Origin of the sequence: Stenotrophomonas sp. NA06056 (assembly GCF_013364355.1) — a bacterium.
In the GTDB taxonomy this organism is placed as follows: Bacteria; Pseudomonadota; Gammaproteobacteria; order Xanthomonadales; family Xanthomonadaceae; genus Stenotrophomonas.
In genome coordinates, this window is the sequence record NZ_CP054931.1 from 2,559,716 (window position 1) to 2,574,023 (window position 14,308).

The 14,308-nt window shown below is 66.2% G+C and carries 16 protein-coding genes; 4 read left to right on the forward strand and 12 right to left on the reverse strand.

Going from position 1 to position 14,308, the window contains the following annotated elements; all coding sequences use genetic code 11:
- Positions 1-168 precede the first annotated feature (168 nt).
- From HUT07_RS11365 to rsmD, 6 genes are all read right to left on the reverse strand, one after another.
- Positions 169-1,056: an MBL fold metallo-hydrolase gene (locus HUT07_RS11365; RefSeq protein WP_176021035.1), complete on the reverse strand. Its 888-nt coding sequence runs from the start codon at positions 1,054-1,056 to the stop codon at positions 169-171.
- A 120-nt stretch (positions 1,057-1,176) separates the two neighbouring features.
- Positions 1,177-2,904, reverse strand: a complete 1,728-nt coding sequence (ggt, locus tag HUT07_RS11370) for a gamma-glutamyltransferase (protein ID WP_176021036.1) — start codon at positions 2,902-2,904, stop codon at positions 1,177-1,179.
- On the reverse strand, positions 2,901-3,182 hold the full coding sequence (locus tag HUT07_RS11375) for a YfhL family 4Fe-4S dicluster ferredoxin (RefSeq protein WP_025878828.1): 282 nt from the start codon (positions 3,180-3,182) through the stop codon (positions 2,901-2,903). The genes ggt and HUT07_RS11375 overlap by 4 nt, the downstream gene beginning before the upstream one ends.
- A gap of 132 nt (positions 3,183-3,314) precedes the next feature.
- Positions 3,315-3,806, reverse strand: a complete 492-nt coding sequence (locus HUT07_RS11380; RefSeq protein ID WP_089240385.1) for a hypothetical protein — start codon at positions 3,804-3,806, stop codon at positions 3,315-3,317.
- A 78-nt stretch (positions 3,807-3,884) separates the two neighbouring features.
- Positions 3,885-4,394 (reverse strand): pantetheine-phosphate adenylyltransferase, encoded by a 510-nt coding sequence (coaD, locus tag HUT07_RS11385; RefSeq protein WP_006433094.1) that lies wholly within the window; start codon positions 4,392-4,394, stop codon positions 3,885-3,887.
- A gap of 26 nt (positions 4,395-4,420) precedes the next feature.
- The gene (gene rsmD, locus HUT07_RS11390) at positions 4,421-4,999 is read right to left on the reverse strand and encodes a 16S rRNA (guanine(966)-N(2))-methyltransferase RsmD (protein WP_176021037.1); all 579 of its coding nucleotides are present in this window, start codon (positions 4,997-4,999) and stop codon (positions 4,421-4,423) included.
- A 643-nt stretch (positions 5,000-5,642) separates the two neighbouring features.
- Here rsmD and htpG point away from each other — a divergent pair.
- Positions 5,643-7,535, forward strand: coding sequence for a molecular chaperone HtpG (gene htpG / locus HUT07_RS11395; RefSeq protein ID WP_176021038.1), 1,893 nt, complete (start codon positions 5,643-5,645; stop codon positions 7,533-7,535).
- A gap of 92 nt (positions 7,536-7,627) precedes the next feature.
- On the opposite strand, the gene HUT07_RS11400 is transcribed toward htpG, so the two are convergent.
- Positions 7,628-7,930 carry a hypothetical protein gene (locus HUT07_RS11400; protein ID WP_176021039.1) on the reverse strand — a complete coding sequence of 101 codons (303 nt, stop codon included), beginning with the start codon at positions 7,928-7,930 and terminating at the stop codon, positions 7,628-7,630.
- A gap of 132 nt (positions 7,931-8,062) precedes the next feature.
- On the opposite strand from HUT07_RS11400, the gene ftsY reads away from it, so the two are divergent.
- The 3 genes from ftsY (at position 8,063) to HUT07_RS11415 (ending at position 10,901) form a co-directional block, all read left to right on the forward strand.
- Complete coding sequence (gene ftsY, locus HUT07_RS11405) at positions 8,063-9,403, forward strand: signal recognition particle-docking protein FtsY (RefSeq protein ID WP_176021040.1); 1,341 nt, start codon at positions 8,063-8,065, stop codon at positions 9,401-9,403.
- Between the two features lie 98 nt (positions 9,404-9,501).
- A complete protein-coding gene (gene mutY, locus HUT07_RS11410) occupies positions 9,502-10,626 on the forward strand; it encodes an A/G-specific adenine glycosylase (RefSeq protein ID WP_176021041.1) in 1,125 nt (374 codons plus the stop codon).
- 5 nt (positions 10,627-10,631) lie between these two features.
- Complete coding sequence (locus HUT07_RS11415; protein ID WP_132825380.1) at positions 10,632-10,901, forward strand: oxidative damage protection protein; 270 nt, start codon at positions 10,632-10,634, stop codon at positions 10,899-10,901.
- Between the two features lie 73 nt (positions 10,902-10,974).
- On the opposite strand, the gene HUT07_RS11420 is transcribed toward HUT07_RS11415, so the two are convergent.
- The 5 genes from HUT07_RS11420 to HUT07_RS11435 form a co-directional block, all read right to left on the reverse strand.
- Positions 10,975-11,433, reverse strand: coding sequence for a DUF6491 family protein (locus HUT07_RS11420; RefSeq protein WP_176021042.1), 459 nt, complete (start codon positions 11,431-11,433; stop codon positions 10,975-10,977).
- Between the two features lie 186 nt (positions 11,434-11,619).
- The gene (lolD, locus tag HUT07_RS11425; protein ID WP_176021043.1) at positions 11,620-12,333 is read right to left on the reverse strand and encodes a lipoprotein-releasing ABC transporter ATP-binding protein LolD; all 714 of its coding nucleotides are present in this window, start codon (positions 12,331-12,333) and stop codon (positions 11,620-11,622) included.
- Positions 12,326-13,567 carry a lipoprotein-releasing ABC transporter permease subunit gene (locus HUT07_RS11430; RefSeq protein ID WP_176021044.1) on the reverse strand — a complete coding sequence of 414 codons (1,242 nt, stop codon included), beginning with the start codon at positions 13,565-13,567 and terminating at the stop codon, positions 12,326-12,328. The genes lolD and HUT07_RS11430 overlap by 8 nt, the downstream gene beginning before the upstream one ends.
- A gap of 23 nt (positions 13,568-13,590) precedes the next feature.
- On the reverse strand, positions 13,591-14,040 hold the full coding sequence (locus tag HUT07_RS20530) for a hypothetical protein (RefSeq protein ID WP_343203032.1): 450 nt from the start codon (positions 14,038-14,040) through the stop codon (positions 13,591-13,593).
- Positions 13,991-14,239 carry a succinate dehydrogenase assembly factor 2 gene (locus HUT07_RS11435; protein WP_176021045.1) on the reverse strand — a complete coding sequence of 83 codons (249 nt, stop codon included), beginning with the start codon at positions 14,237-14,239 and terminating at the stop codon, positions 13,991-13,993. The genes HUT07_RS20530 and HUT07_RS11435 overlap by 50 nt, the downstream gene beginning before the upstream one ends.
- Between the last annotated feature and the right edge of the window lie 69 nt (positions 14,240-14,308).

The window sequence follows — 14,308 nt, forward strand, 5'->3', positions numbered from 1 at the left end:
CGGCTGCCAAGCCTACAGGGACGTACTTGCGGCGTCCCCGCCATCCGACACCGCCCCGCCACCCCACGGATAGCCCGCTGTTGCTGTTGCTGTTGCTGTTGCTGTTGCTGTTGCTGTTGCCGTTGCCGTTGATTCGGCAGGTGCAGGGCGCAGCCCTGCCGGCAAACCTCACCCCAACGCCCGCGCCTTCAGCTCACCCTGCTCGTGCAGCGTAACGAAACGCCCTTTCTCATCCCGCCCAACCTGCGCCAATGCCACCTGCGGGTCATGGGTGAAGAACAGATGCACGTTGCGCGCCAGCTTGTCTTCCAGGAACTGCCGCTTCTCGTCGATCAACAGTTCGGCATTGCGGTCGTACCCCATCGTGATCGGCACGTGCACCCACGAACGACCGGGAATCAGGTCGGCGCAGAACACCACGCCGCCGTGCGCCCTTTCGCCTGCGCGCCCCTGCCCCACGATCTCGGCCAGCATCAGCCCCGGCGTGTGGCCGTCGCTGTAGCTGAAACGCACGCTGTGGCCGAGCACCTTCGAATACTCACCGTCCACCACTTCCAGGCGTCCACTGGCCTGCAGCAGGCCCGGCAGTTCCGGAATGAAGCTGGCACGATCGCGCGGGTGCGGCTGCAACGCACGCTGCCAATGCTGCGCACCGACCACGTACGTCGCATTGGGGAACAGCAGTTCCGCTTCACGACCTTCGCGCCACGCTGCCAGCAGGCCACCGGCATGATCGAAGTGCAGATGGCTGAGCACCACCACGTCGATGTCTTCGTGCTCGAAGCCGGCTTCGCGCAGTGAATCGATCAGCACATGCTGGCTTTCCTGCACGCCATAGCGCTCGCGCATGCGCGGATCGAAAAACGCACCGATGCCGGTTTCGAACAGCACCGTCTTGCCTTCCAGCGGGCTGGCCAACAACGCCCGGCAAGCCAGCTCGATGCGATTGAGCTCATCCGGTGCTGCCCATTTTTCCCACAACGCACGCGGTGCATTGCCGAACATCGCACCGCCATCCAGGCGTTGTGTATTACCGCGGATCGACCATAGTTTCATGACGCAATTATCGGTGGCCGCTCGTTAAATAATCGCTAGCGGGGAAATGAAAAACCCCGCCGTTGCGGGCGGGGTTCTCAGATCTGCGTCCGCCGGGCATGGCCCGGCGCTTCCGCCGGATCAGGGGGCCGGCACGACCTGGGCGCTGCCGACCGGGTTGCGCGGATCGCTGCCGCCAAACAGCTTGTTGGCCTTGCGGTCCCATTCCACCGTCTGCAGGTTGCCCCACACATGGCTGGAACCACGACCACCGGCGGCGACTTCACCCGGCAGGTCGATCTTGTGGCCCATCGCCTGCAGCTGCTTGATGGTGGCAGCGTCAAACGCGTTGCTCTCGGCCTCGATCAGGTCCGGCAGCCACTGGTGGTGGTAGCGCGGCAGCGCGGCGACCTGCTGCGCATCCAGGCCAGCGTCGTAGCCGAGGATGCCCAGCAGCACCATGGTGATGATGCGGCTGCCACCAGGCGTGCCCAGCACGATCACCTTGTCGTCGTTCTCCATGAACGTCGGCGTCATCGAGCTGAGCATGCGCTTGCCCGCTTTCGGTGCATTGGCGGCGTAGCCCATCACGCCAAAGGCGTTGGGCGTGCCCGGCTTCAGCGCGAAGTCGTCCATCTCGTTGTTCAGCAGCACACCGGTGCCCTTTGGAATCAGGCCCGAGCCGTACAGCAGGTTGACGGTCTGGGTGGCGCCGACACGATTGCCATCACGGTCGATGATCGAGAAATGGGTGGTCTCGTCATCCTCCAACGGCGTCGGATTACCCGACAGCAGGTCGCTGGGGGTGGCCTTTTCCGGGTGGATGGTGGCACGCAGGCCCTGCGCGTAGTCCTTGCTGGCCAGCACCTTCTGCGGGATCTGCACGAAATCCGGATCGCCAAGGAAGAAGGTACGGTCACGGTAGGCACGGCGCATCGACTCGACCACCAGATGGGTGCGGTGCGCCGCATCCATCTGCTTGATGTCCCAGCCTTCCAGGATCTGCAGCATGCTGGCCAGGGCGATGCCACCGGAGGACGGCGGCGGTGCAGTGGTGATCTTCCAGCCGTTGTAGTTGAAGACGATCGGCGCGCGCTGCTTCACGCGGTAGCCAGCCAGTTCTTCGGCGGTCCACTTGCCGCCGGCCTGCTTCACGCCGGCCAGCAGCAGCTTGCCGGTCTGGCCCTTGTAGAAGCCATCGAAGCCACCGGCAGCCAGGCGCTCCAGGGTCTGCGCCAGTTCCGGCTGCTTGAACAGGTCACCGGTGGCGATCGGCTTGCCGTTGCGCAGGTAGACCTCGCGCGTGCCGGGGTAACGCTCCATCACTTCACGGCGCGAGGCATAACCCTTGGCCATGCGGTCGTACACCGGGAAGCCCTCACGCGCGATGCGGATCGCCGGCTGCAGCGAGGCCGCCAGCGGCAGCTTGCCGTGCTTGGCCGACAGCTCGACCAGTGCCGCCGGCAGGCCCGGAATGCCGGCCGACCACGGGCCGTTGACCGATCGGTCGCGGTCCAGGTCGCCCTTCTTGTCGAGGAAGGCCTGCGGCGTGGCTGCGGCCGGCGCGGTCTCGCGCGCGTCCAGCATCACGTCCTTGCCGGTGGCCGCATCATGCAGCAGGAAGAAACCGCCGCCACCGAGGCCGGAGCTGATCGGCTCGACCACGGCCAGGGTGGAGGAGACCGCCACCGCCGCGTCGAAGGCATTGCCGCCCTGGGCCAGGATGTCGACACCGGCCTGGGTGGCCAAGGCGTGTCCGCTGGCGATGGCCGCGCCGTCAGGACGCTCGGCGCGGGCCGGGGCATCTGCCCAGGCGATGGGGCTCAGCAGCAGGCCGAGCAACAACAGGGGGCGGGCGAACGGCTTCATTCGGATGGGGGCTCCGCATAGAGTTCGGGATGATCGTGCTGCAGTTGGCGCAACTTGGCCAGCAGCTCGATTTCGGTTTCGACGATGTCCGGATCCGGGTCGATGCATTCGACCGGGCACACGACCACGCACTGCGGTTCGTCGAAATGGCCCACGCACTCGGTACAGCGGGCGGGGTCGATCACGTAGATGGTTTCACCCATCGTGATGGCCTGGTTCGGGCAGGCCGGCTCGCATACGTCACAGTTGACGCAGAGCTCATTGATTTTCAGCGACATGGCGATACTCCACGCCCGCGCCTTGGGACAAGGACCGGACTGCGCGGGCGCGCGGGCCGGTCAGGTCATCAGCGGCGCCCATCGCAGGGCGCCGCCCGGGTCGTGCCGCAGCACGACCGCCTCGGCTCGGTCTTACTTGGCTTCGACGAAAATGTACTCGGCACCGGTCGGCTGGACCACGGCCTGGACGCGGGCGTTGTCGGCGGACTGGCCGATGAACACCACGCGCACGCCCTTCATGGAATCCGGCGAGACGTCCTTGAACACGACCTGGATCATGTCAGCCATCTTGCCCGAGGCCGACGAACCGAAGGCCAGCATGTTGCCCGGCTGCACGCCACGGGCCACGGCCTGGGTCGCGCTTTCGGTCTGGCGCTCGTACTTGGCCTGGAAGTCCGGGTCGGTTTCCGGCGAGAGGTAGTACAGGAACGGGCTGTTGGTGATGTTGCCCATGTTCTGGATGGCCACTTCCTGCAGGTACTTCTTCCAGCCTGCGTCGTCTTCCTTGGCCGGCGCGACCAGCGCCTGCTTGGCTTCGTCGACCGGAGCGGCTTCTTCCTTCTTGCAGGCGGTGAAAGCCAGGGCAAACGAGGCGATCAGCATCGCGCGCATGGTGTTGTTCATGGGTTTCCTCCCGGAATGTTGCGTGTTGGTGTGCGTAATAGGGTGCGTGGTACTACAGGATCTACTGCTGGGCAGGGCTTACGACTGCGCCGACTTCGCTTCGCGGACCTTGCGCAGCGCCTCGAGCACGGCGGCCGGCACGAAGCCGGACACATCGCCACCCAGGCGTGCGATCTCGCGGACCAGCGAGGACGAGATGAAGCTGTGCTGCTCGGCCGGGGTCAGGAACAGGGTCTCGACCTCCGGAATCAGGTGGCGGTTCATGCTCGCCATCTGGAATTCGTATTCGAAGTCGGACACCGCGCGCAGCCCGCGCAGCAGCACGCCGCCCTGCACCGAACGTACAAAATGGGCCAGCAGCGTATCGAAGCCGATGACCTCGACGTTGCCGTGGTGGCCCAGAGCGCCACGCGCCAGCTGCACGCGCTGTTCCAGCGGCAGTGCAGGTCCCTTCGAGGGGCTCTGCGCCACGCCCACCACGACCTTTTCAAACAGCGGCGCGGCCCGGCTCACCAGGTCGATGTGACCGTTGGTGATGGGGTCGAACGTGCCGGGATAGACGGCGATGCGGCGGTTGGCCACGGTCATGGGCGGTTGCAGATGTTCAGATGAGGTCAAAGTGTAGCAGTGGCACGGCGGTACAGGGCAAAGCGCACCTCGCGGGTGCTGCCATCGCGGTGCAGCAGCCATTCCGGCGGCAGCACCGGCACGTGGCTGGCCGGCGATTCCAGATACAGCCAGGCATCGGCGGCCAGGTGTCGCGGCAGCTGGGCCAGCACGTCCTGCCACAGGCCATCGGCGAACGGCGGGTCGATGAAGACCAGATCGGCCTGCTGCGCCGGCGCGCTCTGCAGCCAGCGCAGGGCATCGGCCTGCACGACGGTGACCTGGTCGGAGGCCTGCAGCTTGGCCACGGCCGCGGTCAGATTGCGTCCCAGCTGCGCGTCGCGCTCGACCAGAGTGGCGTGGGCGGCGCCGCGCGAGACGGCCTCCAGGCCCAACGCGCCACTGCCGGCGAACAGGTCCAGCACCCGCGCGCCGCCCAGTCTGGGCATCAACCAGTTGAACAGGGTCTCGCGCACGCGGTCGCTGCTGGGCCGCAACCCCGGCAGGGTCGGGACCGGCAGGCGGGTATTGCGCCAGCGTCCGCCGATGATGCGGACCTGGCCGTCATTGCCCCCACGGCCGCTCATCGGCGCCCCCGGCGGGGTTCATTCGAGAATTTCAGCATGAGCAGGATTGTAGTTCGGCCGGGCGGCGCCCGGCACCCGCAGAGGCCGAAGCAACAGCCGAAGCAACTTCAAAAGCTTGATCCCTGTGGGTTGGCGGGGTGGGTCCGGTTGCGGGGGACGCCGTGAATCCGTCCATGGAGGCTCGGTCGCGCCATCCATGGCGCTCACGCCCCCGCAACCGGACCCACCCCGCCTTCGACAGTTTCCTGCGATCTGTCGGAACGACTCTTGGGGTCAGATCCGTTTTCCGTAGGAAAACGGATCTGACCCTGGTTTGGATTTCGATATCTGGGAGATTTCATCCACGCATGGCGTGGATCTACTGCAGGTCGCGACGATCTGTCGAAGGCGGGGTGGTGTGGGTTGGCAGGACCGTTGGCGCCATGGATGGCGCCATCGAGCCCCCATGGATGGGTTTACGGCGCGTCCTGCCCACCCACACCGCCCCGCCATCCCACGGAATGTCCGCTGTTGCTGTTGCCCTGGCCTCTGCGGGTGCAGGGCGCAGCCCTGCCCGACCAACCCCTTGATTTCGGGACAATCACCCTTACCCCTTGGCGAGGCCGCACGCGCTGACGCGGCACCGCACATGGAGCCCTACCTGATGACCGAGACGATCCAGACCGAAACCCTTGGCTTCCAGACCGAAGTCAAGCAGCTGCTGCAGCTGATGATCCACTCGCTGTACTCCAACAAGGAAATCTTCCTCCGCGAGCTGGTCTCCAACGCCGCCGACGCCGCCGACAAGCTGCGCTTCGAAGCCCTGACCCAGCCTGCCCTGCTGGAAGGCGACAGCGAACTGCGCGTGCGCGTCAGCTTCGATCCGGCCGCCCACACCATCACCATCGAAGACAACGGCATCGGCATGAGCCGCGCCGAAGCCATCGCCCATCTGGGCACGATCGCCAAGTCCGGCACCGGCGACTTCCTGCGCCAGCTGTCCGGCGACCAGAAGAAGGATTCGCAGCTGATCGGCCAGTTCGGCGTCGGCTTCTACAGCGCCTTCATCGTCGCCGATGAAGTCGAAGTCACCTCGCGTCGCGCCGGTCTGGCAGCCAATGAAGGCGTGCGCTGGACCTCGCGTGGCGAAGGCGATTTCGACGTCGCCACCATCGACAAGGCCGAGCGCGGCACCCGCATCGTCCTGCACCTGAAGGATGGCGAGCACGACTTCGCCGACGGCTGGCGCCTGCGCAGCATCCTCAAGAAGTATTCGGACCACATCGGCCTGCCGATCCAGATGCCGAAGGAAGACGCTGAAGAAGGCGCCGCGATCGAGTGGGAAACCGTCAACCGCGCCAGCGCGCTGTGGACCCGCCCGCGCACCGAGATCAGCGATTCGGAGTACACCGAGTTCTATAAGCACGTCGCCCACGATCACAGCGACCCGCTGGCGTGGAGCCACAACAAGGTTGAAGGCAAGCTGGAGTACACCTCGCTGCTGTACGTGCCGGGCCGTGCGCCGTTCGACCTGTACCACCGCGATGCGCCCAAGGGCCTGAAGCTGTACGTGCAGCGCGTGTTCGTGATGGACCAGGCCGAGCAGTTCCTGCCGCTGTACCTGCGCTTCATCAAGGGCGTGGTCGATTCCAACGATCTGTCGCTGAACGTCTCGCGCGAGATCCTGCAGTCCGGCCCGGTCATCGATTCGATGAAGGCTGCGCTGACCAAGCGTTCGCTGGACATGCTGGACAAGCTGGCCGCCGACAAGCCCGAGCAGTACGCCACGTTCTGGAAGGAATTCGGCCAGGTGCTGAAGGAAGGCCCGGCCGAGGACTACAACAACCGTGAGAAGGTGGCCGGCCTGCTGCGCTTCGCCTCCACCCGTGGCGAGGCCGATGCACAGAGCGTGTCGTTGGCCGATTACATCGGCCGCATGGCCGAAGGCCAGGACAAGATCTATTACCTGACCGGCGAGAGCTACAGCCAGGTGCGCAACAGCCCGCACCTGGAAGTGTTCCGCAAGAAGGGCATCGAAGTCCTGCTGCTGACCGATCGCATCGATGAATGGCTGATGGGCTACCTGACCGATTTCGACGGCAAGGGCTTCGTCGACATCGCCCGTGGCGACCTGGACCTGGGCGCGCTGGAAAGCGAAGCCGACAAGCAGGAACAGGAGGCGGCAGCGAAGGACAAGCAAGGCCTGGTCGAGCGCCTGAAGACCGTGCTCGGCGATGACGTGGCCGAAGTGCGCGTCTCGCACCGCCTGACCGATTCACCGGCGGTGCTGGCCATCGGCGAACAGGACCTGGGCCTGCAGATGCGCCAGATCCTGGAAGCCAGCGGGCAGAAGGTACCCGACAGCAAGCCGGTACTGGAGATCAACCCGGGTCATCCGCTGATCGCCAAGCTGGATGCCGAAGCCGACGGCGCACGTTTCGACGACCTGGGCCGGGTGCTGTTCGACCAGGCCGCACTGGCCGCCGGCGACAGCCTGAAGGATCCGGGTGCTTACGTGGCCCGTCTGAACAAGCTGCTGCTGGAGCTGTCGGCCTGATCGACGCCGGGATCTCCCGGTCAGGTGGGTGCCAACCTCGGTTGGCACCTATCAGAGCCGGTCGGATCAGGCCCCACCAAGAACCGCTCGGATCAGGCCCGTCGATCCAGCAGCGAGCCAAGCATCTGGTCCTCGCGGCGGATTACCGCCGCGTTGGCAGCAAAGACCAGCACTTCAGCCTTGGCGGCCAACAGGTCACCCAGCGGCGCAGCGAGGTCGCTGCCGCCGACGGAAGTCACGCGGGCGTCCACCCCGCCCTGCGCTGCCGCTTCGCGCTGCAGTTGCAGGCGCGGTGCATCCAGGGTCGTCAGGTTGGCCACGTTGTGCGCGGCCACCTGCACACCCTGCTGGGCCGCACGCATCCCGCTGAGGGCAATACCGGTCACATCGTTCATCGGGGGGTCTCCCAGGCCACCCAACGCAGCCCTCCGGACCGGTTAACGGCCGCGCGGCCGCGACCTTGAGTCCACGCCGGCCAGACAGGCCCGGGTGGTAGCATATCCCTCTGATTTCAGCGCCTTTTGCCAATGCTCAGTTTTTTCCGTCGCAAGAAGCCCCAGGACGCCGTCACACCGGACGCGCCCAAGACCCAGCACTACTCGGCTGAAGAGCTGGCGGCGGCATTCCCGTCGGCCGCGCCGCCCGAGCAGGCCCCGGCCGCACCGGTAGCCCCGCCCGTGGTGGAAGCGCCGGTGCCAGTCGCCACACCCGAAATCGCCGCGCCCGCAACGTCAGCAGCACCGCCCCCGCAGGCAACGCTGGAAGCGCCGCAGGAAACCACTGCCGAAGCCCTGCCGGAACGCGTGCTGGCACCGGAGAATTTCGCAGCCGAAGCGGCCGCCGCCGCTGCGGTCCTCGCTCCGCTGGCCCCGGTCATCCCAGCGCAGGAACCGGCCGCCCCCGCCGCCGACCTGCCGGTACTGGTCGATGCCCCGGCGGCCCCGGCCGGCAAGCCCGGCTGGCGCGAGCGCCTGCGCAACAGCGCTTTCGCCCGCAGTTTCGGTGGCCTGTTCTCGCGCAATCCCAAACTCGATGACGACCTGCTGGATGAGATCGAGACCGCGCTGCTGACCGCCGACGTCGGCGTTGCCGCCACCACCGACCTGATCGCCGACCTGCGCAAGCGCATGAAGGCGCGCGAATTCAACGATGCCAATGCCCTGCTGGCGGCACTGCGCGCCGACCTCATCGCGATCCTGCAGCCGGTGTCAAAGCCGCTGGTCATCGACCGCAACGCCAAGCCCTTCGTGGTGCTGACCGTCGGCGTCAACGGCGTCGGCAAGACCACCACCATCGGCAAGCTGGCCAAGCGCTTCAAGGACGAGGGCCACAGCCTGATGCTGGCCGCTGGCGATACCTTCCGGGCTGCCGCCGTGGCCCAGCTGCAGATCTGGGGCGAGCGCAACGGCGTGGCCGTGGTCGCGCAGGGGCAGAACGCCGATGCCGCCTCGGTCGCCTACGACGCGTTGCAGGCGGGCAAGGCCCGTGGCACGTCGGTACTGATCGCCGATACCGCCGGCCGCCTGCACACCCAGTCCGGGCTGATGAACGAGCTGGGCAAGATCCGCCGCGTGCTTGGCAAGATCGACGAGAACGCGCCGCACGAAGTGCTGATGGTGATCGATGGCACCACTGGCCAGAACGCGCTTTCGCAGCTGCGCCAGTTCAACGCCGCGGTCAAGGTGACCGGCCTGGTGGTGACCAAGCTGGACGGTACCGCCAAGGGCGGCGTGGTGTTTGCGCTGGCCCGTGAATTCGGCATTCCGATCCGTTTCGCCGGCATCGGCGAGCGCCCGGAAGACCTGCGCGTGTTCGATCCGGAAGCTTTCGTCGACGCCCTGTTGCCGGAAGCATTGGGTACTGCCTGATACGCCGTGCAGCCACGCATGGCGTGGCTCTACTGCAACCCGGTAGAGCCGTTGCCGTAGTAGAGCCACCCCATGGGTGGCTGCCTTTTGGAGTACCGATGCCCCGCCAGCCGAACGCCAGCGCCATGCCAGCCGCCGAGCACGGCTTCGTCGCCCGCCTGCTGCACTGGTTCGACGACCACGGCCGCCACGACCTGCCTTGGCAGCATCCGCGCAGCCCCTACCGGGTCTGGTTGTCGGAGATCATGCTGCAGCAGACCCAGGTGACAACGGTCATTCCGTACTTCCATCGATTCCTGCAGCACTTCCCCACCCTGCCCGACCTCGCCGCCGCCAGCAACGATGCGGTGATGGCGCAGTGGGCCGGACTGGGTTACTACGCTCGCGCGCGTAACCTGCACACCGCCGCCAAGCGCTGCGTGGAACTGCACGATGGTGACCTGCCGCGTGATTTCGATGCCTTGCACGCCCTGCCCGGCATCGGTCGCAGCACCGCTGGCGCGATCCTCAGCCAAGCGTGGAACGACCCGTTCGCGATCCTCGACGGCAACGTCAAGCGCGTGCTCAGCCGCTATCACGGCGTCGACGGCTTTCCTGGCCTGCCCGCGATCGAAAAGCAGCTGTGGGCCATCGCCGAAACGCAGGTCGCCCAAGTACCGGCCGGACGCATGGCCGACTACACCCAGGCGCAGATGGACCTCGGTGCGACGGTCTGCAGCCGGGCCAAACCCGCCTGCGTGATCTGCCCGCTACAGGCCGAATGCGTGGCGCGCCGCGAAGGCCGAACTGCTGAACTCCCCACGCCCAAACCCAGCAAGACGCTGCCCGAGCGCGAAGCGGTGGCCCTGCTGCTGCGCGACAAGCAGCAGCGCGTGCTGCTGCAGAAGCGGCCGGATACCGGCATCTGGGCGCAGCTGTGGACGCTTCCGCAGGCCGATGCGGGCAGCGAGCTGCAGGACTGGTTCGACGCACACGTCGATGGTTCGCTGGAAGATGCCGAAGAACTACCGATGCTGCAGCACACCTTCAGCCACTACAGACTGCATCTGCAGGTATTGTCACGGCAGGTGCACGGCCTGCGCGTGGAAGAACCTACTCTGCGCTGGGTCGACGCCGCCGAACTGTCTGCACTGGGCTTGCCAGCCCCCATCCGAAAACTGCTTGATGGCACGCCCATCCAGGCCCCGAAGCGAACTGTCGCGAAATCCCGCAACCACGAGTGAGTGCCATGCCCCGAACCGTCTTCTGCCAGTACGAACAACGCGATGCCGAGGGCCTGGACTTCGTGCCTTACCCGGGCGAGCTGGGCCAGCGTGTGTTCAACCACATCGGCAAACCGGCGTGGACCGCGTGGCTGGCACACCAGACCATGCTGATCAACGAGAACCGTCTCTCTCCGCGAAAGCCGGAGCATCGCGCACTCCTGGAAACGGAACTGGTGAAGTTCCTGTTCGAGAAGGACGCGGAGAAGCCGGCTGGTTTCGTACCGGAAGCCTGACAACCGGTAGTGCCGGCCGCTGGCCGGCATCCCAGATGTCCCAGGTTGCCGGCCAGCGGCCGGCACTACCGCATCACCTCGCAGGCGACGTGGGCTCCTCGCGTTCCTGCACCTGCGCCTGGCGCATTTCCTTTTCCTCCGCCCGCAGCGACTTCACGTCCAGCTTGCGGATGGTCTTGATGAAGCACGGCATGCGCGGGCCACCGGTGGGATCGCGCACCAGCACCTTGTCGAACGGCGCGGAAACGCGGCCCATATGGCTGGTCAATCCGATCGCGGGTGCGTAGGACAGATCCGGGCAGGGCCCGCTCAGCTCCAGCAGGTAGGCCTCGCTGGGCTTGGTCCAGACCGCCAGCGCGCTGTCGCCCAGTTCGGTCCAGCCGTTGAGACTACCGAAGAACTGCATGTCCTTCTGTGGCGCACCGGCGTGGGCGCGATACAAGTCCAGCTTCTCGGCACTGCCCAAGCGGCCGGTGGTTGCACAGCCAGCCAGGGCCAGGCACAGCCCGGCGATCAACAGCGGGGTCTTCATGGCGATCTCCACAGGGAAACTGTGCACATCATGCGCCCAGTCAGGCAGCGCCGGCGCGACGGCTGGCAGCCCGATTCAGCCGCCGGTCGGCGGCTTTCCGGTCGCTTGCAACCCTGGTAGTCGCCAACCTTGGTTGGCGCTCGGCCTGCAGGAGCAGCCGACCAAGGTCGGCCTCTACCAAGCAGGTCAGACGTCGGCGTGGGCCAGCGCGTGCAGGCGCCCTTCGCGCAGCTCCAGCACACGGTCCAGGCGTCGCGCCAACGAGCGGTCGTGGGTGACCAGCACCAGGCTGGTGTGGCGGGCACGGTTGAGCTCGAGCATCAGCTCGAACACGGTCGCGGCAGTGCGGTCATCCAGGTTGCCGGTAGGCTCGTCGCCCAGCACGCAGGCCGGGTGATTGACCAGCGCGCGCGCCACCGCGGCACGCTGGCGTTCGCCACCGGACAATTCGCCGGGCTTGTGGTCCAGGCGATGGCCGAGGCCCACCGCTTCCAGCAACGCAGTCGCGCGCGTGCTGGCCTCCGCCACGGCGGTACCGGCCAGCATCACCGGCATCATCACGTTTTCCAGCGCGGTGAATTCCGGCAGCAGGTGGTGGAACTGGTAAACGAAACCCAGCGCCTGGTTGCGCAGCAGGCCGCGCGAGGTGTCCGACAGCGCGGACATGCGCTGGCCGGTGACATAGACCTCGCCCGCGGTGGGCGTGTCCAGCCCACCCAGCAGGTGCAGCAGCGTGCTCTTGCCGGCACCGGAGGCACCGATGATCGCAACCGTCTCGCCGGCGGTCACCGTCAGGTCCAGGCCATCGAACACCGGGGTCTGCATGCGCCCTTCGGCGTAGGTCTTGCCCAGCGTTTCTGCACGGATCACTTCATCGCCGCGGTTGAAGACCTTATTCATAACGCAGGGCCTCCGCCGGCTGGGTGCGTGCTGCCCGCCAGGCGGGATACAAAGTGGCCAGGAAGCTCATCAGCAGCGCAATCAGGGTGATCACCACGATGTCGCTGGTCTGCATGTCGGTCGGCAGGCCGGTGATGTAGTACACGTCCTCCGGCAGCAGCTTGACCTTGAACACCGACTCGATGGCACCGAGGATGCGCTCCAGGTTCAGTGTCAGGGTGATGCCTCCGATCAGGCCCGCGAGGGTGCCGAAGATGCCGATCAGCGAGCCCTGCACCATGAACACCTGCATCACCCCGCCCGGGGTCAGGCCCAGGGTGCGCAGAATCGCGATGTCGGCCTGCTTGTCGGTCACCAGCATCACCTGCGAGGACACCAGGTTGAACGCGCCCATGGCGATGATCAGCGAGAGCAGGATGCCCATCACTACCTTTTCCATGCGCAGCGAGTGATACAGGTTGGCGTTCTGCTGGGTCCAGTCGCTGACCCGATAGGCGCCGCCGAGGTTCTGCGCCAGGTCCACGCCCACCTCCAGTGAGCGATCCATGTCATGCAGTTTCAGGCGGACGCCGGTGGCACCGTCGGAACGCAGTACGCGCTCGAGGTCTTTCATGTTGGCAAAACCCACACCGCGATCGACTTCGTTGTAACCGGCCTCGAAGATGCCGCTGACGGTGAAGCGTTTCATGCGTGGCACCGCGCCGGCCGGCGTGCCCTGCACTTCCGCGAACGTCACCAGCACCTGGTCACCGACATCCACGCCCAGCCAGACCGCCAGTTCCTTGCCCAGCAGCAGGTTGAAGCTACCCGGGGTCAGGCTGCCGTAGCTGCCCTTGGTGACCTTCTTGTCGATCACCGACACCTTCGGCTCCAGCGCCGGGTCGATACCCTGGATGATCGCGCCCTGCACACGCGGGCCACTGATCATCGACTGGATCTCGATGTATGGTGCAGCACCGGCGACGCGCGGATCCTTGCTGGCCACGTCGACCACGCGCATCCAGTCCGGCATCGGTTCGCCGTCACGGCTGATGGTGGTGTGCGCGGTCATCTGCAGCAGGCGGCTGCGGATCTCCTTCTGGAATCCGCTCATCACCGCCAGCGTGGTGATCAGCACCGTCACCCCGAGCGCGATGCCCAGGATCGATGCCATCGAAATGAAGGAGATGAAGCCGTTGCGGCGTTTGGCGCGCAGGTAGCGCAGGCCAATGGCCACGGGAATGGGTTTGAACATGCAGGCACGCCAGTCGATTCAGCCTATGGTGCCACCGACCGGGGCCTACGGGAAACGGCGCGTGCGGATACGGCCAGTCGCAGTTCACGTCGCTGCCCACGATCAAGCACATCCGGCCAGAACAACAGCCGTCGTCGGTGCCAGCCCTCACGCCACTGCAGCATCAGCCAAGGCCCCCGCACCACCAGTCGCGGCGCGGGGATGTCCTGCCCGCCCACGCGCAATGGCTCCGGTGGGGGCGGCAGCTGCACCTTCACGCGGGGCCGCCGCAGGCGCCAAGCCAGCTCGGCCAGGCCGAGCCCCCAGATCCCGACCAGCACGGGAACCAGGTGCGCCGACGGCAGATCCGAAGCGCGCAGCAGCCACGGCGCGGCCAGCAGCACAGCCAGCTGAGCGCCGGCCTGCAGCCGCGATGGGCGCCACTCAAGGCTTGAGGGCGAGGATCTTTTGCATGAGAGGGATGGCGTGCGCATGTGGGCAGGCCTCGTAGCCCATGAACCAGCGCCACAACTTATCGTCTTCGCAATCGAGCAGGAACAGGAAAACCTCGCGCTCTTCGGTCGGCGCACTGCTCCATTCGCGGTCCAGGTAGCGCCCGAACAGCTGGTCCAGTTCGCGCATGCCACGCCGGCAGCGCCAGCGCAGCTTCTTCAGCAGAACATCTTCTTCCATCGTGTCTCTCCAGATACAGCAAAGCCACGCATGGCGTGGCTCTGCTGGGAGGTGCAGCCACGCGTGGCG